This window comes from Rhodococcus sp. IEGM 1406, assembly GCF_030056745.1.
Taxonomy (GTDB): domain Bacteria; phylum Actinomycetota; class Actinomycetes; order Mycobacteriales; family Mycobacteriaceae; genus Rhodococcus_F; species Rhodococcus_F erythropolis.
The window spans coordinates 527,460-549,868 of sequence record NZ_JASHKO010000001.1; the positions used below are offsets into that span (position 1 = coordinate 527,460).

Annotated in this window: 24 protein-coding genes; 9 read left to right on the forward strand and 15 right to left on the reverse strand. The window is 61.4% G+C overall.

Going from position 1 to position 22,409, the window contains the following annotated elements:
* Positions 1-50: 50 nt before the first annotated feature.
* Complete coding sequence (locus QM596_RS02480; RefSeq protein ID WP_283308003.1) at positions 51-1,484, forward strand: amino acid permease; 1,434 nt, start codon at positions 51-53, stop codon at positions 1,482-1,484.
* A 13-nt stretch (positions 1,485-1,497) separates the two neighbouring features.
* Here the strand turns inward: QM596_RS02480 and QM596_RS02485 are convergent, their stop codons facing one another.
* A complete protein-coding gene (locus QM596_RS02485; protein ID WP_069145454.1) occupies positions 1,498-2,184 on the reverse strand; it encodes a dienelactone hydrolase family protein in 687 nt (228 codons plus the stop codon).
* A gap of 73 nt (positions 2,185-2,257) precedes the next feature.
* Between QM596_RS02485 and QM596_RS02490 the strand changes: the two genes are divergently transcribed.
* The 4 genes from QM596_RS02490 to QM596_RS02505 all read left to right on the forward strand — a co-directional run bounded on the left by QM596_RS02490 (position 2,258) and on the right by QM596_RS02505 (position 6,718).
* A complete protein-coding gene (locus tag QM596_RS02490) occupies positions 2,258-3,202 on the forward strand; it encodes a D-cysteine desulfhydrase family protein (RefSeq protein ID WP_283308004.1) in 945 nt (314 codons plus the stop codon).
* On the forward strand, positions 3,199-4,056 hold the full coding sequence (locus QM596_RS02495) for a helix-turn-helix transcriptional regulator (protein ID WP_283308005.1): 858 nt from the start codon (positions 3,199-3,201) through the stop codon (positions 4,054-4,056). Before QM596_RS02490 ends, QM596_RS02495 begins: the two co-directional genes overlap by 4 nt.
* A gap of 95 nt (positions 4,057-4,151) precedes the next feature.
* A complete protein-coding gene (locus QM596_RS02500) occupies positions 4,152-5,135 on the forward strand; it encodes an ABC transporter substrate-binding protein (RefSeq protein ID WP_283308006.1) in 984 nt (327 codons plus the stop codon).
* Between the two features lie 416 nt (positions 5,136-5,551).
* On the forward strand, positions 5,552-6,718 hold the full coding sequence (locus QM596_RS02505; protein WP_283308008.1) for an alkane 1-monooxygenase: 1,167 nt from the start codon (positions 5,552-5,554) through the stop codon (positions 6,716-6,718).
* Positions 6,719-6,756: 38 nt separating this feature from the next.
* Here the strand turns inward: QM596_RS02505 and QM596_RS02510 are convergent, their stop codons facing one another.
* Positions 6,757-7,704, reverse strand: coding sequence for a nuclear transport factor 2 family protein (locus QM596_RS02510; protein WP_283308010.1), 948 nt, complete (start codon positions 7,702-7,704; stop codon positions 6,757-6,759).
* 2 nt (positions 7,705-7,706) lie between these two features.
* Complete coding sequence (locus tag QM596_RS02515; RefSeq protein WP_283308012.1) at positions 7,707-8,345, reverse strand: NAD(P)-dependent oxidoreductase; 639 nt, start codon at positions 8,343-8,345, stop codon at positions 7,707-7,709.
* A 167-nt stretch (positions 8,346-8,512) separates the two neighbouring features.
* Here QM596_RS02515 and QM596_RS02520 point away from each other — a divergent pair, with 167 nt between their 5' ends.
* The 3 genes from QM596_RS02520 to QM596_RS02530 all read left to right on the forward strand — a co-directional run bounded on the left by QM596_RS02520 (position 8,513) and on the right by QM596_RS02530 (position 10,842).
* Entirely contained in the window at positions 8,513-9,484 is a 972-nt protein-coding gene (locus tag QM596_RS02520) for a serine/threonine dehydratase (RefSeq protein WP_283308013.1), read from the forward strand.
* A gap of 58 nt (positions 9,485-9,542) precedes the next feature.
* The gene (locus QM596_RS02525) at positions 9,543-9,944 is read left to right on the forward strand and encodes a hypothetical protein (RefSeq protein ID WP_020971062.1); all 402 of its coding nucleotides are present in this window, start codon (positions 9,543-9,545) and stop codon (positions 9,942-9,944) included.
* Positions 9,945-10,005: 61 nt separating this feature from the next.
* Positions 10,006-10,842, forward strand: a complete 837-nt coding sequence (locus tag QM596_RS02530) for a DUF1206 domain-containing protein (protein ID WP_019745667.1) — start codon at positions 10,006-10,008, stop codon at positions 10,840-10,842.
* A 19-nt stretch (positions 10,843-10,861) separates the two neighbouring features.
* On the opposite strand, the gene QM596_RS02535 is transcribed toward QM596_RS02530, so the two are convergent.
* From QM596_RS02535 to QM596_RS02545, 3 genes are all read right to left on the reverse strand, one after another.
* Entirely contained in the window at positions 10,862-12,169 is a 1,308-nt protein-coding gene (locus QM596_RS02535; RefSeq protein ID WP_283308014.1) for a serine hydrolase domain-containing protein, read from the reverse strand.
* Between the two features lie 82 nt (positions 12,170-12,251).
* Entirely contained in the window at positions 12,252-12,989 is a 738-nt protein-coding gene (locus QM596_RS02540; RefSeq protein ID WP_020971060.1) for an SDR family oxidoreductase, read from the reverse strand.
* On the reverse strand, positions 12,982-13,689 hold the full coding sequence (locus tag QM596_RS02545; RefSeq protein WP_020971059.1) for a TetR/AcrR family transcriptional regulator: 708 nt from the start codon (positions 13,687-13,689) through the stop codon (positions 12,982-12,984). Before QM596_RS02545 ends, QM596_RS02540 begins: the two co-directional genes overlap by 8 nt.
* Positions 13,690-13,864: 175 nt before the next feature.
* Between QM596_RS02545 and QM596_RS02550 the strand changes: the two genes are divergently transcribed.
* Positions 13,865-14,638, forward strand: a complete 774-nt coding sequence (locus QM596_RS02550) for a DUF4190 domain-containing protein (protein ID WP_070795555.1) — start codon at positions 13,865-13,867, stop codon at positions 14,636-14,638.
* 13 nt (positions 14,639-14,651) lie between these two features.
* Here QM596_RS02550 and QM596_RS02555 read toward each other — a convergent pair whose 3' ends face one another.
* The 9 genes from QM596_RS02555 to QM596_RS02595 form a co-directional block, all read right to left on the reverse strand.
* On the reverse strand, positions 14,652-15,128 hold the full coding sequence (locus tag QM596_RS02555; protein WP_024487502.1) for an SMI1/KNR4 family protein: 477 nt from the start codon (positions 15,126-15,128) through the stop codon (positions 14,652-14,654).
* Between the two features lie 161 nt (positions 15,129-15,289).
* Positions 15,290-16,390, reverse strand: coding sequence for an alcohol dehydrogenase catalytic domain-containing protein (locus tag QM596_RS02560; RefSeq protein WP_019745661.1), 1,101 nt, complete (start codon positions 16,388-16,390; stop codon positions 15,290-15,292).
* Between the two features lie 10 nt (positions 16,391-16,400).
* A complete protein-coding gene (locus QM596_RS02565; RefSeq protein ID WP_019745660.1) occupies positions 16,401-17,363 on the reverse strand; it encodes an ROK family protein in 963 nt (320 codons plus the stop codon).
* Positions 17,360-18,028 carry an HAD-IA family hydrolase gene (locus tag QM596_RS02570; protein WP_019745659.1) on the reverse strand — a complete coding sequence of 223 codons (669 nt, stop codon included), beginning with the start codon at positions 18,026-18,028 and terminating at the stop codon, positions 17,360-17,362. The genes QM596_RS02565 and QM596_RS02570 overlap by 4 nt, the downstream gene beginning before the upstream one ends.
* Positions 18,025-18,909 carry a TIGR03619 family F420-dependent LLM class oxidoreductase gene (locus QM596_RS02575; protein ID WP_020971055.1) on the reverse strand — a complete coding sequence of 295 codons (885 nt, stop codon included), beginning with the start codon at positions 18,907-18,909 and terminating at the stop codon, positions 18,025-18,027. Before QM596_RS02575 ends, QM596_RS02570 begins: the two co-directional genes overlap by 4 nt.
* Positions 18,906-19,703, reverse strand: coding sequence for a VOC family protein (locus tag QM596_RS02580; RefSeq protein WP_019745657.1), 798 nt, complete (start codon positions 19,701-19,703; stop codon positions 18,906-18,908). The genes QM596_RS02575 and QM596_RS02580 overlap by 4 nt, the downstream gene beginning before the upstream one ends.
* On the reverse strand, positions 19,700-20,599 hold the full coding sequence (locus QM596_RS02585) for an NADP-dependent oxidoreductase (RefSeq protein ID WP_020909402.1): 900 nt from the start codon (positions 20,597-20,599) through the stop codon (positions 19,700-19,702). The genes QM596_RS02580 and QM596_RS02585 overlap by 4 nt, the downstream gene beginning before the upstream one ends.
* The gene (locus QM596_RS02590) at positions 20,596-21,417 is read right to left on the reverse strand and encodes an SDR family oxidoreductase (protein WP_283308018.1); all 822 of its coding nucleotides are present in this window, start codon (positions 21,415-21,417) and stop codon (positions 20,596-20,598) included. Before QM596_RS02590 ends, QM596_RS02585 begins: the two co-directional genes overlap by 4 nt.
* Entirely contained in the window at positions 21,410-22,405 is a 996-nt protein-coding gene (locus tag QM596_RS02595) for a zinc-dependent alcohol dehydrogenase (protein WP_020909399.1), read from the reverse strand. Before QM596_RS02595 ends, QM596_RS02590 begins: the two co-directional genes overlap by 8 nt.
* Positions 22,406-22,409: the final 4 nt, after the last annotated feature.

The following is a 22,409-nucleotide window of genomic DNA, read 5'->3' on the forward strand; positions in this document are numbered from 1 at the left end:
CTTCCAAGTTTCCGCGGACCGGGAGGTACCGCCTTTCGCAAGGAGCTTTCATGAGTGATTTCAAAAACATTCAGCAGCGAGAATCAGGTCTCAAACGCGAACTCGGCCCCAAGCAGATGAGCATGATCGCGCTCGGCGGTGCAATCGGCACCGGACTGTTCCTCGGCAGTAAGTTCGCCATCGGATTTGCCGGCCCGAGCGTCATCATCAGTTACGCGATCGGCGGGTTGATCGCCCTGCTGCTGATGGGTGCCCTCGCCGAAATGACCGTCGCACATGCGACATCAGGTTCGTTCGGTGCGTACGCAGAGTTCTACGTCGGACCGTTGATCGGCTTCCTCGTTCGCTATCTCTACTGGTCATGCATCGTCCTAGCGGTCGGGACCGAGGTCACCGCGATCGGTGAATACATGCAGTTCTGGTTCGCCGACGTACCGTCGTGGCTGTGGATCGTGTTGTTCTCCGGAGTGCTGATAGGCGTGAACATGTTCAACGTCAAGGCCTTCGGAACGATGGAGTACTGGTTCTCGACGATCAAGGTCTTCGCGATCGTGGCGTTCATCGTGATGGCAGCGTACGTCGTGTTCGGTAGCGGGAACCCGGACTACGGATTTCACAATTACACGGCCGGCGGCGGATTCTTTCCGAATGGTTTGTCCGGCATGTGGTTTGCCGTGATCGTATCGATCTTCAGCTACTTGAGCATCGAGATGATCGCCATTGCGGCCGGTGAGGCGGAGAACCCGGCGGTAGCGGTGAAGAAGGCGTTCCGTGTGACGATCGTCCGGCTGTTCGTCTTCTACATCGCAACCCTTGCTTTGATTCTGGCAATTGCTCCGATGGACAAGATCTTGAGCGGCGGAAGCCCTTTCGTCACGGTGATGCAGGTCGTGAAGATTCCGGGCGCAGACAGTGTGCTGAACTTCGTGGTGATCATTGCCGCGCTGTCCGCGATGAACAGTCAGTTGTACGTGTCTTCGCGAATGATGTTCTCGCTCTCCCGTGCTGGTGACGCGCCGGCCATTCTCGGCAGGGTCAGGGCCAACGGCTCGCCGGTCAACGCCCTGTTACTCTCGACGTCGGGTATCGCCGTCGCCACAATCGTCTACGTGCTTTTTCCCGAGCAGGCATTCACGTTGATGATCTCGTTGTCGATGTTCGGAGCGATGGCGACGTGGCTGCTGATCTTCGTGACGCACTGGTTCTTTCGCAAGCGGATGGCAAGCGAAGGACGAACCCTCTCGTTCACGATTCCGTTCTTCCCGGTGGGGACGATACTGGGTGGTGTCCTCATGGTCGCGATCCTCGTCACGACATTGTGGGTCGAGGATTTCAAGATGACCTTGGTGTTCGGGGTGCCGTTTGTTCTTGCCGTGATCGGCATCTACTACTTCGCCCGATCACGTCGGGCGCAGAGTCGAGCGGTAACGGCTGAACAGGTTCAGGACGAGATCACCGGCACGGTGGTCAAGCGGGTGCCCTGACTCGCATTGGGAATCACAGGGTTTCGGCGAAGAACTCCATAGTGCGGGTCCAGGCGAGGGCAGCAGAATCCGGGGCGTAGTGGCTGGTCGAAGTGTCGTTGTTGAACGCGTGGCCGGCGTCGGCATAGCGGTACACCCGGGCGAGATCGGACGCGGTTGCGCGCAATTGCTCGACGCTCTCCGGCGGGATACTCGGATCGAGGTCGCCGTAGTGACCGAGCCACGGGACCTGCAGTTGCGCTGCAAGTTCGGTGCCTGCCGCGATTCCGTCCCATCGGGCCTCGGCGACACCGCCGCCGTAGTACGTGACAGCGGAATCGACGAGGGGTACCGCGGCACACCACAGTGACGCGGTGCCGCCCATGCAGAATCCGAGGGAGCCGACTCTGTCTGCTCCCTCGGATCGGCTGTAGTCGACAGCGGCACGTACGTCGTGGCCGATGCTTGTGCTGTCGAGTGCCATGAGCGCATCCTTCGCGGACGGGAAGTCGGTGAAGGAGGTCTGTGCGCCGCGGTGGTAGAGATGCGGGGCGACGGCAAGGTAGCCGGCGTCGGCGAGGCGTTCGAGGATGCTCTCGATGTGTTGGTTCACGCCCCACGCTTCTTGGAGAACTACTACCGCATGTCTCGGTTCACTCGGCGAATCCGGTCGGCTGACGGTCAGCGGTACGTCACGTGTGGTCGTCGTGAAAGTTCCCATGTCCCGACTGTATGCGAGTACGGACTGTATTCGAGTACGGACTGTGGGTGCACGGTCGAACTAGACTCGTCGAATGTTCAGTTCCGACGTTCCGCCGATCAACCTGGGCAGTTGGCCGACGCCCGTCGAACCTTTGGCGCGTTGCGCGAAGGCACTCGGATTGGGGCCGGAAGACCTGTGGATCAAACGTGACGATGTCACCGGACTAGGCGGTGGCGGCAACAAGATCCGAAAGCTGCAGTACACCTGCGCTCAAGCTTTGGCCGTCGGCGCGACGACTTTGATCACTACCGGTGCACCGCAAAGCAATCACGCTCGGTTGACTGCATCCTCAGCAGCCCGTTTGGGATTGCGTTGTGTGCTGGTGCTCGGTGGTGCCGAGCCGGAATCCGCGCAGGGAAATCTCGTTCTGGATGCACTCGCGGGCGCTGAGATCGTCTGGGCCGGTGGGGACACGGCATCCGCGGTCGACGCCGCGGTGCAGGCCGTCGCTGACTCGGGCGGAGTTCCTTTTGTCATTCCCTTCGGTGGTACCAGCGCGGTGGCCGCGCAGGGTTACGTCGACTGCGCACGCGAGATCGAGCAGCAACTCCCCGGAGTGGAACGCGTCGTGGTTGCACTCGGATCGGGCGGAACGATGGCTGGACTTGTCGCGCATCTGGGCGTCGACAGAGTTGTCGGCGTCGATGTCGGGGCTGTTGCCGATCCAGTGTCGACCCTCGCTGGGTTATTGGACGAGATGCCTGGTCCGACCGTGCGAGCCGCGGATCTTCAGATCCTGCGAAACCAAGTTGGACAAGGATATTCGACGCTCACGGAAGCATCAGCCGGCGCGATCCGATGTTTGGCTCGTACGGAGGGCATCTTCCTCGACCCGACGTACACCGGCCGAGCCTTTGCGGGTTTGATCCAACTCGTGAAGGACAAAGCCATCACGGCGGGATCAGAAACGGTCTTCCTGCACACCGGTGGGTTACCTGGCCTGTTCGGACATCCCGAACTGTCGACGCTGCGGTGAGCGAGCAGATCGACTACCCGCTCAGCAGCCCGCTCGACGAGCTGTCCGAGTGGCAACGCGTCGTGCGACCGCTGCGCGTCAGTGCCGACGGGTATCTGCGTTTGGCGACCAATCGGCTGTCAGTCGACTCCGACTACACGTGGGAGATGCACCGCCACAGCGATCACGAATTGCTGTGGGCGATCGACGGTGTTCTCGAGGTCCGTACTCCGGAGACTGTGTACACGGTGCCGAGCGGGGTCAGTCTGTGGATCCCGTCCTATGTTCCCCACGAGGTGACGGCGCGTAGCGGCACAGAATTGTCGTGCACGTGGTTGGTGGCATCCGATGTGACCGGGTTGGATCGTGTGGTGGCCTTGTCCACCCCTCCGCTGCTCGAACAAGTACTCGATCACCTCACCCGAGACGACTTGACCGACGCGGCTCGTCGACGAGCCGAGGCGTTTGCCATCGACCTCGTCGAACCCGTTCCGCGACTGATTTTCGATGTGCCGCTGCCGACGACGCCGTGGCTTCGGCAGATCGCAGATCAGTTGGTTGCCAGCCCGGCCGACACCCGATCGGTCGAGGAGTGGGCCACCGACGCGAAGGTCAGTACGAGGACCCTCACACGAAGGTTTCCGGCCGAAACCGGATTGACCTTCTCGGAATGGCGTATGCGACTGCGGGCTCATCATGCGATGCAACTTCTGGCACTCGGTCGAAGCATCTCGTTTGTATCGAGGAAGACGGGTTTCCGTTCCGAAAGCGCGTTCGGTGCGGCTTTTCGTCGCACGATGGGTGTGACCCCGGGGGAGTTCGCAAGCCTGATCGATCATCCGCGCGCGCCATTGACCGATTGGCTACAGGACTAGTCCGAACAGCGACTCAAAGCGCCTCGATCGGACTTGTGTCGTGCCACAGAATGAACTTAGGGTTGGCTAAACAATCACCTCTGTAGGAGTTCTGCGTGCGCGCAATTCGATCATTTTCTTTCGGTTCCAGAGTCATCGCAGCGGCGGCAGTTGTCGTTGTCGGTGCGATGGTGGTGACTGGCTGTTCCTCGTCATCGGCCGACTCCGAGCCGACGGACGTCCGGACCGTTGCATCGGCATACGGGGACATCGAGGTTCCCGCCTCGCCGGAGCGCGTCGTCGCCGCGTCGTACGACACTCCTTGGCAGCTCATGTCCCTCGGCGTGAAACCGGCTGCTGTGCAGGACTACGGCAAGTGGATCAGTGAATTCACGCCGGAGCAGCAGGCGTTCGTCGACGGGCTCCCGACCATCGGGCCCTACGGGGAAATGAACTTCGAAGCGATCGCTGCGGCAGATCCCGACATCATCGTCGGCGACGCCGACGAGGTGGACCAAGCGGCGTTCGACCGTCTGTCTGGCATTGCGCCCACTGTCATCGTCAAGGGCGAGAGTCGAGGCGACTGGAAGACGATCACCACGGAGATCGCCGAGGCGATCGGCAAGACGGACGTGCTCGAGTCGACGCGCACTGCCTACGAAGAGAATCTCGAACGTGTTCGTGGCGAGTACGCGGACGTGATCGCGAACAACAAGTGGATTCACATTTCGCTCGGAGACGCACCCGGCGCTTTCTCGGTTCAGCAGCCCACTGGTGCGATCGGCAATTTGGTCGTCAACGAACTCGGATTGGCGTACGGGCCCGGTGTTCCGACCAATTACACCGATGCCGGATACGAGTCCTACCCGATGGAGCAGTTGGCCGACATCATGAACGGTGTGATGGTCGTGCTGTATCCCCTGAATGCGGACGGATCGACCAATGCGGCGGTTCAAGCGGTCCTCGACGACAACCTCTTCACGAGGCTGCCGGCGGCGCAGGCTGGGCACGTCTTCGGATTGCAGTCGAGTGTCACAGATTTCGTGACCGCGAACGGTTGGCTGAACGAAGTGAAAACGAAGGTGTTTGCAACGCTCTGACGCTTGCTCACCTTTTGGCTGCCCGCAACTGACCAGTTGAGGGCGCGCAGTCTTTTTGGTCGCCACTACGAGCGGAAATCCTGTCCTCTGCTTATGATTTCTGTCACTGCCGGTTACCGTTACTTCGACGAGGGCGACGCGGTTCGACCTTGCCTTGGCAGGGATCATCGATCCTCGGCGACGTGCGGAGGTGGTCGCCATCCCCGCAGATCCGTGGGGTATTTTGTCCGTATCTACTGTCGGGGTGAGCAGTGATGTGCGGGGGAGTTTTTGGTGAGTACAAGCGCTCGTGCCGTCTTTCGAGCAGGGCGCTCTGGATTTCGGGACCATACCCGTCCGGACATTAGTTCTGGTTTGCTGAGCGTGAACGGTGCGTGGGGCGAATCGTTCGAGGGGACGAAAGGCGAGATCGGCGAATGACAGCGACTTCCGACGCACGGCATACCGAATCGAAGGCTGTCCAGAACACCGACTCGCCGTCTGGCGAAAACCCGCGCTGGCGCGACCGCAAAAGGTACCTGTGGCCGCTCGGATTGCTGATTCCACTCAGCCCGTTCATCTCCTGGTTTCTCGTCGACAACCTTCGTCTCGGATTGTTCTGGGCGACCGGCGCGTGGCTGCTGGTCATCGTCATCCCGATCATCGACATGTTGGCTGGTGAAGATGGCGAAAGTCCGCCGGACGATGCGATCCCACGACTGCAGAAGGACCGCTACTACCGCTGGTGCACTTACGCGTTCCTCCCCTTGCAATACGCCGGTCTGGTCTTCGCCTGCTGGTGCGCGATCAACGCTCCGATGGGAATCGCGGAGAAGATCGCGATGTCGTTCACGGTGGGTGTCGTCGCCGGCGTCGGTATCAACGCGGCCCACGAGCTCGGCCACAAGAGCGAGAAGAGCGAACAGTGGCTCGCGAAAGTGGCGCTTGCGCAATCTCTCTACGGGCACTTCTACGTGGAACACAATTTCGGCCACCATGTGCGTGTAGCTACTCCGCAGGACCCGGCCAGCTCACGGTTCGGTGAGAGCTTCTGGAGGTTCTTGCCACGAAGTGTCTTCGGCGGGCTGCGTTCGGCATGGCGCATCGAGAGCGCGCGACTCCAGAGGAAAGGCAAACGAACCTGGAGCTTCGAGAACAATATTCTCAACGCTTGGGCGATGAGTGTTGTCCTCTTCGCGACGCTGATCGGTATCTTCGGTTGGGAGGTCGCGCCATGGCTCCTGCTGCAGGCAGTCGCCGGATTCACCTTCCTCGAAGCCGCGAACTACCTCGAGCATTACGGTCTGCTGCGTGGCAAGCGTGCTGACGGCTCGTACGTTCGCTGCAGCCCCGCTGACAGTTGGAACAGCGATCACGTCGTGAGCAATCTGTTTCTCTACCAACTGCAGCGGCACAGCGATCACCACGCCAACCCGAAGCTGCGGTACCAAAGTCTGCGTAGCGCGGCCGAAGCGCCGCAACTTCCGGCCGGCTACGCAGTGATGATCGTGATCGCGTGGATTCCACCACTGTGGCGCCGGGTGATGGATCAGAGATTGTTGGACTACTACGACGGCGACACAGAACGAATCAACGTCGGCTGATTACGTAGCCGTCCGCTGAACTGTTCGGAGTTGTCGTTTCAGCGACCGTCATCCCACACGGTGTTACCGCTCGCGGTCGTCGACGGGTAGTCCTGGACCGCGTCCCAGTGTTCGACAATTTTGCCGTTCTCGTCGAATCGGAAGATGTCCATCGAGCCGCCGCCGGCCGTTCCCTCACCGGACGAAGCGAAGGTCTGAACAAAGACGAAGTCGCCCTCGGCTATCGTCCGTGGAAACTTGGTGGCCTTGTCTCCGGTAACGGGTTCGATCCCGGCCAGTGCGGTGACAAATGCGTCCTTGCCGTCAGCGAACGAGGGGTTGTGCTGGGTGTAGGTCGGACCGACCAGCTGGTCGGCAGCCTCGGCGGATTTGCCTTCGTTGAAGGCGAGCTGCAGGAACGTCAACGCGTTGGCCGTGTTGCGCTCCAAGACTTCTGACGACTTGGACGGCGACGAGGTGGGTCCGTCGAACATCGTGTTCGGATTTGCGGACGTTTCCGGCACGTCTTGAATGGCATCCCAGTGTTCGACGATCTTGCCGTTGTCGACGCGGAAGATGTCGAATACTGCCTGGCCGCGGTCGCCAGGTGTAGACGTGGTGTGAGACTGGAGGGCAACCAGATCGCCCTCGGCGAAAACACGAGTGATCTCGGCGTGTAATCCGGGTGTGGCCTCGACGTAACCGCCTATGCCGCTGACAAATCCGGCTGCCCCATCGGCGGCGGTGGGGTTGTGTTGGATGTAGACGTCGCCAAGGTACCGGTCGGCGGCTTGCTGTACCTGACGGCCGTTGAACGCCAGTTCGTAGAAATCTGTGACGACGGTCTTGTTGGATTCGAGTTGATCGCCCTGTTCGGCGACAACGGTCGTGGACGTCGCAGAACTGCTGGGCGTTGCGGATTCCGCGTCGTTGGAGCACGCGGTGAGCAGGAGGGCGGCGGCAGCGGGAACAGCGATCCAGGCTGCGCGCCTACGAAGGTTGCTCATGTTCAGTGTGCGACGGTGAAACGCTGGCGACGGTGGGCCGGAGTCTCGATCTCGTCGACAAAAGCGTGTGCGTAGTCTTCGCCCGCGACGGCGGAGTTACCCTCGGCGTCCGTCAGGAGAATGTCGCCACCCAACTGGAACGATCCCTTCGGGGCGACGCCGGCATGGGCACCGAACGCTGCGGCCGGGCTCACGTAGAACCAGTCGACATTGCTGTCGGTCGCGCGGAGCGCGTCGAGGACGTCGGCGTGAGCGAGCGCCTCACCCTTGTATGCGTCCGGGAAATCGGGGGTGTCGACGACGCGCGGCCCACCCTCGGCGACCAACAGGCTGCCGGCGCCACCGACTACGGCAATGCGAGCACCGTTGCGTGCGGCGGCATCTGCGAGGGGAGTGACGGCGTCGAGCAGGCGCTTGCCGTCGATCTCGCGAGCGGGGATGGCAACGACAACGACGTCGTTGTCTGCCGTGATCTGCTCCACGATCGTGTTGTCGTGAACCGAACCCTGCACGACATTCGTGTCGGTTCCGGACTGCGCGCTGCGAGCGACGACGGTTACCTCGTGGCCGCGTGAAGCGGCTTCCTTCGCGATTGCATTTCCTGCAAAACCGTTTCCACCGAATACTGCGATCTTCGACATGGCGTGTGCCTTTCCTTGCTGTCGTCGTTGTGCTTGTAGTAGTAAATTTATTCACCTGGAAGGTCGATGTCTCGGTCAGATGCGGGCAGTAATTGGTGAAAAACAGACATCTTGATGACGATGGGCCGACCGCTTCGGGTCGAAGTTGCGAACCGTAGGGTTGGTACATGACTCTCACCGCCGACAACAACGCAGGTCCGCTGGCAATCGAGCGCTCGGACGTCGAAGCCGCACAGACTCGTATCGCAGGACTGGCGCGGCGTACTCCCACCTTTCGAACTGCGGTGCCGACACCACACGGTGAGGTGCCGGTTCTGTTCAAGCTCGAGTACCTCCAACACGGCGGCTCCTTCAAGGTGCGCGGCAGTCTCAATGCCGTGGAACGAGCGGTCGCCGACGGCACCATGCCTGACGCAGGCGTGGTGATCGCGTCCGGCGGCAACGCTGCGATCGGCGCTGCGTGGGCCGCGCGGCGCCGAGGACTCACCTGCACAGTGGTGGTGCCGGAGACAGCGCCCGAAGCAAAGGTGAAGGCACTTGGGGAGCTGGGTGCAACCGTTCACAAGGTCGGCGACCGGTATGCACTCGCCGCTGCCGCTGCGGCGGACATCGCACGCTCGAGTGGTGCGCTCGAACTGCACGCCTACGACCTGCCCGACATCGTCAGCGGAGCCGGGACCATTGCTCTCGAGATCGAGGACGACGCATCCGGACCGATCACGTATTGCGTTGCAGTCGGCGGCGGCGGGTTGGTCTCTGGAATCGTCGCGGCGGCTCGTCCCGAAGATCAAGTGGTAGCCGTTGAGCCGACCGGGGCTGCCACCTTGCGCACCTCGCTCGATGCGGGGCGTCCGGTCGATATCGAAGTGAACAGTATCGCCGGGGACTCATTGGGGGCCACACGGATTGGCGCCATCGCCTGGGAGACGCTGCATGAGAGTTCGGTTAACAGCGTTGTGGTCGACGATGATTCGATCCGGCAGGCGCGGGCGTTCCTGTGGCGGGAGTTCCGGATCCTGGTGGAGTTGGGAACCGCGGCAGCAATGGTTCCGGTTCTGAACGGAACGGTGACGCCGCCGTCCGACGGTGAATTGTGCGTCGTTTTGTGCGGTGCCAACACGCATCCGACCGACCTGTAATTTTTGCGTATTTCTTTGCCTGCGTGTGAGAAAGTCCCAGGTGGGTACCTCTCGCAGTATGAGTACCAGCAGCATTATCTGGATAATTGTTGCCGTGGTCGTGGTGATAGCGATCGTGGCCGCACTCCTGTGGGTGGCGCGAAACAGGCGCGACGAGCGTCGTCACATCGAGGCAGAACAGATCCGCGAAGACGTCGCAGACAAGTCGCTGCAAGTAGGCGAGCGCGAGGCGCGGGCAGAAGAGACAGCAGCCAAAGCGCGCATGGTGCAGGCAGAGGCCGACGCCAAAGCGGCGGAAGCGTCTGCGCTGCAACATCATGCAGCGCAACATCGGAAAGAGGCGACGAGTTCTCGCGAGGAACTGAACCAGCAACGAGATCATGCAGACACGATCGACCCCAAGGTTCCCAACCCCGAAGAACCGCGGTCGACGCCGGATCAGAACCCTCGAAACCCTTGATCTCGAAACACTTGATGCAGGCGTTCGAGGAAAGCGTCTGCCCGTATATGGTTCGACGATCATGATGAACAAAGAATCGTCACCGCAGGACCAGAAAAGTGTCACGTCCACGGCGGCTGACGTCGCACAGAACAATGTCTTCGAGCGCTTTGCCCGCGCAGGATTTGTCGTCAGCGGTGTGGTTCATCTGCTGATCGGATATATCGCGATCCGCCTTGCTCTCGGTGGATCCGGGTCTGCGGACCAATCGGGTGCGATGGCCGAGTTGGCAGGAAAACCAGGGGGTGTCTTCGCTCTGTGGGTCGGCGTCGTGGCCTTCCTTGCCATGGCGTTGTGGAGATTGGCCGAAGCTGCGTTGGGGAGCTCGTCGTCGCCGTCCTCGGACGACAAGAAGAAGGAGTTCTTCAACCGCGCAAAGGCTCTGGGCATTTCGCTCGTCTATTTCGGTTTTGCTTTCACTGCATTCGGATTCGCCCGCGGAAGCGGGAAGTCCAGCAGCGGTCAGAGTGCGGGAATCACGGCGCGTTTGATGGAGAACACGCTGGGGACTATCGCATTGGTGATCGGTGGGATCGCGATCATCGCTGTTGGTGTTTACCACGTGTACAAGGGCGCGAGCCAGAACTTCCTGGATGATTTGAAAGGCACACCCAGCAACTTCGTGCGCCGACTCGGAACCGTCGGGTATGTCGCCAAGGGCTTGGCCATCGCTGCTGTCGGCGTTCTGGTTCTTCTCGCGGTCAACAGTTCCGAACCCGGCAAGTCCTCCGGACTCGACGGAGCGTTCAAGACGCTGGGTGCGCAGCCGTACGGAGTGGCCCTGCTGATCCTTGCCGGATTAGGCATCATCACCTACGGGCTCTACTGCTTCGTGATGGCACGCTCGACGAAGATGTAGCGCCCCTGGGTAAGTGGGTCTATCCGAATGACCCGGTCTGGAAACCGGCGTCGCTGCCCGACGAACTTCCCGTCGAGCTACCGAATATCGGTCGTCTCGGAACCAGATCATGCATCAGGTTCACTGCTGCAGGGTCGATCATCGCCGCATTTCCACCGTTCGCCAGAATCGTGATCGACCAACCGCTGTCGGGAACCAACAGGGTGATGCAGTTGGATCCCGAGCTGTCTCCGTTCTTCTTGGCGAACCGTTGTGGGAAGTTCGGCGTCGGGGGTTGGAGCTGCCACGCCATTCCCATTCCGAATGCAGGATTCTCCGGAGCTTGCGTGTCGATCTGCTCGAGCATCGAGGTCAGGACCGGTTTGAGCGGGTTGTTGCCATAGCCGAGAGTTGTTGCGGCCCAGATCGACATGTCCTCGGCGGTGCTGACGAGGCCACCCCCGCCTGCGATCGCACCCGTGTTGTTCCACAGAGGGGCTCTTGTGCCGTCGAGGTAGTACGGAACGGCCAGGTCGGTTGCTTTGGTCTCGATCACGGTACCCATCATCCCGAGCGGGTCGGTGATTTCGCGGGCGACTGCTGCCGCGAAAGGCGGCTTCTCCTGTCCCGGAATGATCTTGTCTGCCATGAGTGTGCCGAGCAGTCCGAACCCGAAGTCCGAGTACAGCCAGTGGCTACCGGGGGCGAACTCCAAGGCCCCGGGAGCCCGGAGTCCTTCCCAGAGCATGTCTCTCGTGTACTTCGCTTTCTCGTCCGTGCACGATTGTGTGGGATCGGCACACCCTGCCGAAAGATTGGGTGGGTCGTCGCTCAGACCGGAACGGTGGGTGACCAGTTGGCGAAGCGTGATCTCCTCGCCACTGCTGCCTTTTGGCAGCGGGTTGCCATCCGAATACTTGCTCGCCAGGTCGTCCAATCCGACTTCTCCCCGAGCGATCAGTTTCGCCAGTAGTGCAGCGGTGAAGGTCTTGGTCTCCGAGGCGATCTCGAATTGCGTTCGTGGAGTGACTCTCACGCCGTTTTCGACGTCGGCCTGGCCGTAGTGGTACGTAGTGGTGACACTCGCTTTGCGGTTCTTCTCATCCGGTTTGACGATGGCGAAGGCAAGACCGGGGACTCCGCTGTTCAGCAGTGTCTCTGCGACGCGCTGTACCGCTTGGGCTTCCGCAGGATCGCCGACCCGCGAACCTGGATTGGGTGCCGTGGGGCCGGCGGCGCTGGCGGTCGAGGAGGTCGCGAGGGTTATGGCCGCGGTTGCCGCCAGCCCTGCGACGCTGATGAACTGTCGTCGTGACGTCCGGGCGGACCCTCGATCCTGGTTTTCCATTGTTTGCACATTACAACCAAAGTCGACTGGTTTGACTGTTTTGTCGGAATTGCCAAGGTGTGGTCCTTAGACGATGGATTTGCTAAATCACGCCGCCGTTGACGTAGATGACCTGGCCGTTGACCCAACGAGCTGGGCCGGCGAGAAACGCGACAGCCTCCGCGATGTCCACCGGTGTGCCGAGGCGTTCCAGAGGAGCCAGCTTGGACAGGTTCTCCACTGTAGCTTCGTCTTTCCCGTCCAGGAACAGATCGGTGGCCGTGGGGCCTGGGGCTACGGCGTTGACCGTGATGTCGCGTCCCCTTAGCTCTTTCGCGAGAACCAGAGTGATCGCGTCGACAGCACCTTTGGTGGCGGCGTACGCGGCATAAGTCGGAAACGCCAGCTTCTTCACGGAGGTGGAGAAATTGATGATCGCACCACCGCGTCGGACACGTCTGGCTGCCTGCTGGTCGACCACGAAGGTCCCTCGGACGTTGGTCCGATGCATCCGATCGAAATCGTCGAAGTTCAGTTCTGCGACGGTGGAGAGAATCATGATTCCGGCTGCATGGACGACGACGTCGATGCCCCCGAACTCCTCCTCGACCGTATCGAACAGGGCCCCGACTTCACCTTCGTCGGCGACGTCGGCATGCACCGCGATGGCGCGACCGCCCGCTGCGACGATGGTGTCAACTGTTTCCTGGGCGCGTTGAAGATTTCCTGAATAGTGCACGGCGACAGCCATTCCGTCGGCGGCGAGCTTCTCGGCAGTCGCTCGCCCGATGCCGCCGGAAGCTCCGGTGACGATGGCGACGCGGGTGGTGGTGTCAGTCATGATGTAACTCCTGAACTGGTTTGGGTGCATCGGACAGCTTGCGGAGCCACTCCCGTAGTAGGCCGACTTCGTTGGTGGAGAGGGAAGTTGAATCTGCGGAGGCGAGTTGAGCGTCGAGAGTGGATGCAACTCTGTTGAGGGAGGCGTCCGGGTGGGCGCCGGATTCGTCGATGATGGACGCGAAGATTCCGTCGCGAACTCGCTGTGACAGTGTCGGATCGGGGTACTGTTCCGGCCTTACGACGAGCATCAGAGCGACACCCGCATTGGCGGACATCACCATCTGTGTAGCCACGTCGACCGATACGGTCAGGGCGCCTGCCGCAGCGCATCGTTCGAGAACGGATCGAAGTAGCGCCTGGGCTTGCAAGGCGGTGTCGGCACTCTGGGCGGAAGGTGAGTGCATCAGTCGGTAATGAGCGGGATGTGCGAGCGCGAAGGCTGTATGCGCATCCCAGCCGGCCCGTAGATCGGCGACGGGGTCATCGGAAGGTGTCGCAGCGCGTTTGCCTTCGAGGTATTCGAAGAAACCTGCCTCGACGACGGCTGCGAGCAGTCCGTCCTTGTCGCCGAACTGACGGTAGAGCGCGGGGGCGCCGACGCCGGCCATCTCGCACACGGCACGGGTGGAGATGTCACCGTTGGGGGAGGTGTTGAGCAGCTCGGTCGCTGCGGCCAGAATCTTTGCTCTCGAACTCATGAAAACAACGCTAACACAAATGTGTAATCGTTGCTATCGCGGGTTTGGTCGTGCGAACGAACTACAGACACAGGCACCAGAACTTGATCAGATGAGTGAGCCGGTCCGGCCACGGTTCTGTGTGGAGTGACGGCTAGAGCCGTTCTGTTGTCACACTCTGAACGAAGGAATCCTGGTGATCGACTCGGAAACTACTGTTGCGCCGAATAATTCGCATTCCGGTTATCTGGGGTGGATTCTGCGGGTCATCAGTGTCGTGGCGTGTGTTGCGGTTGCAACGGTCGTTGCCTCGCTGACGCTCGGGCCGCCATTCGCACGGGCCTGGGCACAGTGGGTTGCTCGTCATCTAGGTGGGGACTTCGAGACGGGAGTCGTTGTCGGATTTGTGACTGGGCTTTTAGGCATTGCTGTGACTTTGTTCGCAGCGCTGATGAGTTCGTTGGCGTGGCGGCGCCGAGGTGGCCCGGCATTTTCGCTTGGTATCGGTGCTATTGCCTTGCTTGCCGTTCTTCCTGGCGCAGTGAATTTGAGTATCGCGGTCGGTGCAGCAGGATCCGGGGTAAGGGCGGCGGGGAGGATCCTCGACGTCGACGGGCCGGCGTTTCGTGGAGCCTGGGTAGCCGGATCAGTGGCGGGACTGTCGCTGTATATGGTCGGGGCGCTGCTGTTAGGGAGGAGCCTTCGTTCGGCATTCGGGCCTGTCAGGCAGGTGGTGTCGCCGCCGCCAGGGGTGGTCGGCGGTACGAATGCCTTGGCCATCGTCGCACTGGTACTTGGAATCTTCGGTGGGGTTCTTGCTATTCCGGTGGGCCATGTGTCGCTGAACCAGATTCGCCGTTCCGGCGAAAGTGGGCGCGGATTGGCAGTGGCCGGCCTCGTTCTCGGCTATCTGTCGCTGGTCGTCATCGTAGGTGTCGTACTAGTGGCTGTGCCCGCGGCCTTTCGATAATTTGGGTCGCGCGTCAGAGTTGGGTGGGCTGGAGTGGCTCGATGTCGTAGGCGCGGGGTCCGAACAGGCTCGCCGTCCGGGTGCGAATGGACGGAAGTGCTTCGTAGAGGCTCCCGCCGAGGCGGTGGAGGGAGTTGAACGATCGCGATTCCCAAACCGGAAACTCTCCGTCGGTGTCGCGTGATGCTGTGTCCCACAGGAGGGCGTCACCGTTTTCGCTCCATCCAAAAACCTGCAGCGAGTCGGGGAGTGACCAATCGCCGTCGGGTTCGATCATCCAATCGAACTCGTCATCCTGTCCTTCTGTGTAGACCGAATGAAGATGAGCGGTGAGGTTGCGGGCGCGCCCTTGCCAGCCGTCGGCAAATCCGGGAAGGACGGGCGGATAGATGAGCCAGAGTCCGAAGGTCCGCGCCCACCCTGCGTGCCGGATGAATGCGCGATATGAATCGGGGAAGCCCTGCCGGTCGGGAAATCGAAAAGAATCCAAAAAGGTTAAATCTATGTGTTGAAGCGTCGGTTGGCCTTTTACCGTCAGCGCGTTGGGTCCCGTGGCAAACACGTCATCAACACTAGCAATGCGAGTCCGTGGGGGATCTCGGGCGGGAGGTCTTGGCTGGTTGTTCCCCGAGTTCGTCGGATCAAATACCTTCAATGACCCGCAAGATTCACCACCAATCGAATCACCAACTCGCCGTCCACCTCTCGGGTCCGTTTCTCGCAGATCACGTTCATCAATGCGGTGCCCTCATCGATGCCGAGTTGGTGTGTGAGTAGCGTGTCGATCGTGTCGTCGGCGCTCGTCAATGCAGCTGCAGCGGAGGCGAGTTGGTGGTTCGTGACTCCTCTGTTGCCCGTCAAGGCAACGCGCAGAGAGCCCCTGGTGAACGTCGTGATCGCGGGTGGTGTCGGTCCACCCGTGTTGGCCTGTCGCACCCCGGCGATGTCCACCCCGGGTAACAAATCGGACGTGGCCTTGGCCGGCACTCCACCAATCGGATGCACGGAGACAACTCGATCGCCGAGGCGTTCCAGAGCGGTGTCGATCGACGCTACTGTGCCGGCGCGGTGAGTCGCGACCAGCACGGCGACCGAGCCTGTGGTTTCGCGTACCCAGTTCTCGGTAGCGAGCGAGTTGACCACGGATGGAAAGTGATTTGTCGTCCACTCCATGCCGAGTTCGGTGCGGTGGACCATTACTACTCGGACGGTTGGGAAGAGAACGGAGGGTGCGAGGGCCGCAGCCAGATTTCCGATGAGACCGTCGCCGAAAATGAGCAGAGTCCCCGGTGACTCACGGGAGAGGCAGGAGAGCGCGTACCTGACGACGGCGTACGGTTCGACGAGAGTAGCGCGTGCGCTGGAAAGTTCCAGTGGCAACGGCGTGACCAACCCTCCACTCACCGCGGGCACGCCGATGATGACGCGTTGTTGAAACAACCCCTCGACGTTGTGGCCGAGAAGAAACGATGAATCATGCGGATGCGTCGGGTTGACCACGACTCGATCACCTACCTCGAAGCCGGTGACGCCGTCGCCCACTTCGACGACGCGGGTAGCGCCTTCGTGGCCGACGATGGGCGAGGGGTCGTCCCTGTCTCCGCGCACAATCTGAATGTCAGTCCCGCACAGGCTGACTTTCTCGGGGGCGACGAGAAGTTCGCCGGGTCCGGGAGTTGGAGTCGGCCGCTTTTCGACGCTCGACCGACTGCCCCTTCTCACGATTGCGCGATGGGTGAGTTGCGTTGTCATGAATCCTCTTTCACAGCTTGCTTACGCGGAGGCGACCGGCGGCAATATCGTCGGCACCGGACAGGGTGTCGATGTCGTGAGGACGGCACAGGTATATCGTCTTACGGATTCTCTCGGGAGTCAGTGACGTGTCCGCGTACGATCGCACCGAGGCGAGTTGGGAACAAAGTTCCCTCTCGTACATCTCGGACAGACCTTCGGCGAGCCCGCCACCGATCCCGATGCGATCCAGTCGTGGATCGAGGGCGATCATCGTTCTGACCAGCTCGGCGATCGGCTCGACGACCACGCTCAACAGAAGTGATGCACCAGGGGCGCCTGACTCGAGTGCTGGACCGAACGAATCTCTGTCATAGGGCAATTCGAGAGCCGAGGCGACAGCAGCCAACGCCGAGCCGGACGAGATCGCCGCGACATGTCCGATGCCTCCACATGCGCAGGGCAACTGTCGCACTGTATCCGGCCCCGACGTCACTGCACGAAGGTGGCCGACCTCACCTTGCAACCCCAATGCGTCCACTGGAATCACTCCCTCTCTTGCATCAGCTATCCGCAGTGCGATCCCGCTGCTGATGGTGAGGTAGGCGATGCGCCGATCGGTGGGACGTGTAAACCCACGAGCGAATGACGCCAACCCTGCCGTCACGTCGTTCACGAGTGTCCATCGAACGTCCGGGCGGTGGGATTCGAGGAGGCGCAGCAACGGAATCTCACCGGCAGGAGTGCCGCCCCACAATGGGCCGGATCCATGGGCGACGCCCTTCTGTTCGTCGAGCGCGGCCCCGCACGCCATGTTCACTGCGGCACCCGGCGGTAGATATCGATCCAGTGTCTCGATCAGCTCGCGCAGGAGTTGATCGGGAGTGGCAGACGGTTGTCGGAGCACGCTGGGCGATGGCAGCCGTTCGGTTCGCTCACCGCTGCGGATGCGTAGCCACGTACCTCCCAGATCGACCGATACGGTATCCGTCATAGTTCCGGTACCACGTCGATTACGAGCTCCGATCTCTCTCGGGAGAGTCGTAGTGAAGTAAAATTATTCACTCTCAAAAGGTTTCGTCCGGGCTCGGCTCCGATTGCAACGCATGATGCGCCGGAATCGGCCGCAGCAGCCATGCCGGCCGAGGAGTCTTCGAATACGGTGCAGGAGTCGGCGGAAACCTTCAAGCGCGCCGCCGCTGCAAGAAAGCCCTCGGGATCTGGCTTGCCGGCGCGCACGTCCTCAGCGCATACCGACGCGTGTGGAAGCGGGAGGCCCGCTTCAGTGAGCCTTCGCACCATCATCGATCGAGGGGCCGACGTGACAATCGCCCATTGCTCCCGGGGCACAGACGCCAGAAAGTCCTTGGCGCCGGCGATGGCGCGAACTGGATGCGAGTTCTGCTCTTCGCTTTGCCTGATCCAGTTCAGTTCGGATTCGACGTTTGCTCGATTACCGAGAACCCGAACGATGATGTCGGAAGCGATGCGGCCTGGAAGTGCCTGCGCTACCACCGCCCGATCAACGCCGTGCCGGTCCGCGAATTCGAACCAGACAGCCTCGATCGACGCCTGCGAATCGACGAGGGTTCCGTCCATGTCGAACAGCAGTGCCGAGGTCGAAATGGATTGTCGAATCAAGCTGGGCCGCAGAGTCATAAGACGGCCACCCGACTCATTCCCAAACTTTCGCCGGCAATGCGAATCAGATCGAGATCGTGGTCGGTTGAGCGACGCAGTCGCTGGTCGCCAGGATCGGTATCGAGCACAATCGTCTGTGCACCGATCTCAGACAGAAAATCGATGTCGGCACGTATCTGGTTGATGGTTCCGTACCCGAGTGGACGGTCTGGTGATTCGACAGATCTTTCGGTGGGGAGAAAGTAGATGCGGGGGACGAACTCACGCCCGGGGGCGAGTGAAGCGACTCCAGCGATGCATAGGCCCCGGGTAGGGTGCAATGGGTGCCATGCAGTGCCTAATCTGTTGGTTCGGTCGATCGCAGCGGGTCCGTTGCCGCCGATCCACAACGGAGGGTGTGGTTGCTGCAGCGGTAGAGGTCCGTTGTGCACGCGATGTGTTCCGGCCGAGCCCGGTGCGTCGTATGTCTCCGACGTCCACGCTGCGATCAGGGTTTCGAGAGTGGTATCCGTCAGTCGGCCTCGACGTGTGAACGGAACGCCGAGGACGTCGAAAGCCTGTGCAGTCCAGCCGACCCCGATGCCCACGATCAACCGTCCGCCGCTGAGTCGATCAATCGTCGCGGTCGCGTGGGCGAGGTGGGCCGGGTGTCGGTGACTGCCGATCAGCACGCCGCTGCCCAGGCGAATCGACTCGGTACCCGCTGCGAGCCAGGACAGCGTGGCCAGGCACTCGTAAAACGGAGCGGGAGAGCGGCGATTCGCGTCGTCGGTCAACACCACGTGATCCGAGAGTAGGACATTGTCGAATCCGGCAGCTTCCGCTGTCCGGGCCCACGCGAGAATCCCCTCGGGGTCGATCTGCGGCCCGAAGTTGGGGAGATTGATTCCGTACTTCACAGCGAACTCGGAATCAGTCGCGCGGCGCCCCCGTGGCGGAACGTCAGGAAGTTTCCCCCGTTGGCGGTCAAAGGGCGAGGGGCCTCCTGCCGGCCGATGTGGTGCTCGAACAACTCGATGTTCAAGTCGCCGACGGATACCATCGCCATCCGGGACGTTCCTTCGACGTCGAGATCGAACTGTGCCGTCATGAACCCGCGATCCGCTGCGATGTCGGTGCGGAGCACCTCGGTTCCCGAATGGGCGGTCACCAGACGCGCTATCGCGGCGTCGAGGTCCGGGACGCTGTAGCCCGTGTGATCCAAACCGCGGCAGGTCGGGAGAAGGGCTGACGCGATGTCCTCTCGTCTGTGGTGGAGTCGGGCCTGGGTCTCGTGGAAGTATCCCGGCTCCTCGGGCCACTGCTGAAGTTCGAAGAGATCGCCCCACGGCGACCGGAAGTACACCCACTTGTTGCCCGCAATCGGACCCTCGGGTACCTCGATCACGTCGCCGAGGACTGTCACGTCGCTTCGCGAATCAAGGTAGCTCACAGCGAGTTCGATATCGCCGACAGTGAAGCAGAGATGGTTGGTACCGATGTCGACCAACCGCGGTGGGGGTTGATGGGGCCAATCCGCTGATACGAAATCCACGACCCCCGACAATCCGATCGGTACGGAGACACGTCCGGGGTATCTTACGACGCGGTTCGCACCCAGGAGTGAAGCGAAGAAGTTGGCGGCGGCGTCCGCATCGGGAACGGTGACACCGACTGTGGACAAGGCATCTTCGACATTCGCGGTCACGGTCATGGGATCAGCAGTACCTTTCCTCGGGTTCCGCCCGCGGCCAGCAGAGCGTGGGCTTGGGGTGCTTCGTCGAACCGGAATGTTCGGGCGACAGGGACGGTGACCGAACCGGTCGATACCAGTTCGGCGAATGATTCGAGGCCCGAGCCGTCCTCGTCGACATAGCTTTTCGCCGGTGTGATTCCACGTTGCGGTGCGGGTTGCTCGTTGTCGTCGATGGAGATGAAGGCGCCGTCGTCTCGCACACTGTCGACGGATTCGGCAATACCCGCCGTGTCGACGATGGCGTCGTACTCCTTCTGCGGCAGGTCGACGGGACTCGCTATGACCCGGCTGAGGCTGAGGGCCAAGAGTTCGTCAGTGTCGCTCTCGCGAGCGAGGGCTTCGACGCGGTGTCCCCGCGAGATCAGCAGCGCCGACGCTATTCGGCCCACCGCGCCGGCAGCACCGGTCACCAACACCGTGGATTCTGGTGCAAGGTCGAGTTTCTCGAGGCATTGCACAGCGGTGAGCGCTGCGAGTGGGATCGCAGCAGCGTGCTCGAGGGTGACGTTCGACGGAGCGGGTGCGAACAAGGACTGGTCGGCGGTGACGCGTTCGGCATAGGTTCCGTAGCGGTGTGCCGGTTGCGCGATCATTCCGATGACGCGGTCTCCTGGTGTGAAGCGTGTTACCGCGGATCCGACTGCGATAACAGTTCCGGAGACGTCCCATCCCAATACGGCTGGGAAGTGCAACTCGATGGGCAAGAACCCCGAACGGGTCTTCAGATCGACAGGGTTGACGGCAGCGGCTGCAACGGAAACAGTGACGTCTCCGGGGCCGGATGTCGGCTCGTCAACCTCGGTGAGAGTGAGAACGCTTGGGTCGCCGGTGGCTTCGATTGCGATGGCTTTCATGCGATTCCTTTCATGAGACCTTGCGTTGGAGAATGATCGACGGCGTAGCGGGCATTCGCTTCGGCTGCAGTCAGAACCAGTCCGCCGTCGACGGTAACGGTGGTCCCCGTGAGATAGCTCGAACCGGACCCGGCGAGGAACGCCGCGGCTGCTGCGACCTCGTGCACACCGGCCGGACGCCCCAACGGGATAGCGGGGCGATCGATGTCCGCATACGAGGATTCGTCATCGATGCCGTTCATCGCGGTGGCGGTTTCTCCCGGTGCGACGGAATTGACGCGCACTCCGTGGGGCGCGAATTCGAGGGCGAGGACACGACTCGACGCCGCCAATGCGGCCTTGCTGGCGCAGTAGATTGCACCGCCGGTGATGGGGACCGTGTCATGGATCGATGTGATGTTGACGATCGATCCTGCGATACCTCGCGCGATCATCCGGCGCCCCACCGACGAGGCCAACGCAAGTGGGGTGATCGAATTGACGGCCATGACCTCGCGCATTCGATCGATGGCGAGTGCATCTGCGGGTGATCGATCGTTGATTCCGGCATTGTTTACCAGGCAGTGGATCTCACCCAGTTCATCTGTGCATCTCAGAACGGCGTCGACTGTCGATTCGGCATTGCGCAGGTCCAGTTGCAGGGGAACGACGTCGATGCGGAACCGCGCATTTAGTTCGCTCACCAACCGTGCGATGCGATCGAGACCATTGCCGTATCCGAGGACGAGGTTGTGACCCTCTTTCGCAAGCGCGAGCGCGATTGCCCGGCCGATACCACTACTCGCTCCGGTTATCACTGTGTATTCGAGCTCACTCAACAGAGATCACCACCTTCGGCCGTGTCCTGTGGCCTTCGAGACGATCGAATGCGGACTGTGCTTCGGTCAGAGGAACCACACTGTCGATCAATGCGGTCAATGCCGGGCGAATCAGCGGGAACAGTTCCGCGGCTCGGCGGTAGTGATCTACCCCGTGACGTACTCCGATGATCGAAATGCCGGCCAGCGCAACCGCTCCGGGATCGATCGATTCCGTGTGCGCCGCGACGCCTACGAGGATGCACTTGCCTCCCGGACGGAGAACGCCTACGGCGGTACCCAGCGCACCGGCGCCGCCAGACGCCTCCACGACCACGTCGTACTGCCCGGTCAGGTGTGTGGCATCGGTGAAACTGTGTGTGACGGTGCCGGAGTCGAGGTGTTCGATCGACCGGGGTTCGAGAACGTCGACGGTGATCGGGTATCGACTCAGCATGGCGATGGACAAGCTGCCGATCGTGCCCGCGCCGACGACGAGAACCCGATCACCCGGCGACACCGAAGCAGCGTCGAGCGCCTCGAGCACCGTCACGAGCGGCTCGATGAGAACGTGCTCCGGTTCGACTGTGACGCGACCGAGTGAAACGACCGTGCGCCGCGGCATGCGGAGGAATTCGGCTGCGGCACCAGGATGTTCGTATAGCCCGACCTCACGCAGATCGGAGCATTGGTTGCGTCGTCCGGCCCCGCAGGCCGAACACGCCTGGCAGAAAATCATCGTGCTCCCGGTGACTACGTCACCCGCCGACAGATCGTGAATATTCGGGCCGGTCTGCTCTACGGTGCCCACCCATTCGTGCCCGAAGTGATGCGGAAACGACGTAAGGCCATCAGTGAGGTATGACGACGTGCCGTGCAACAACTCCAGATCCGTACCGCACAGACCGACATAGGCAACCTTGACGACGACATCGTCAGGCCCGCAGTTGGGACGGTCGATCGTCACGATCGACACGGAACGGGGAGCGTCGATCATCGCAGCTCTCATGGCT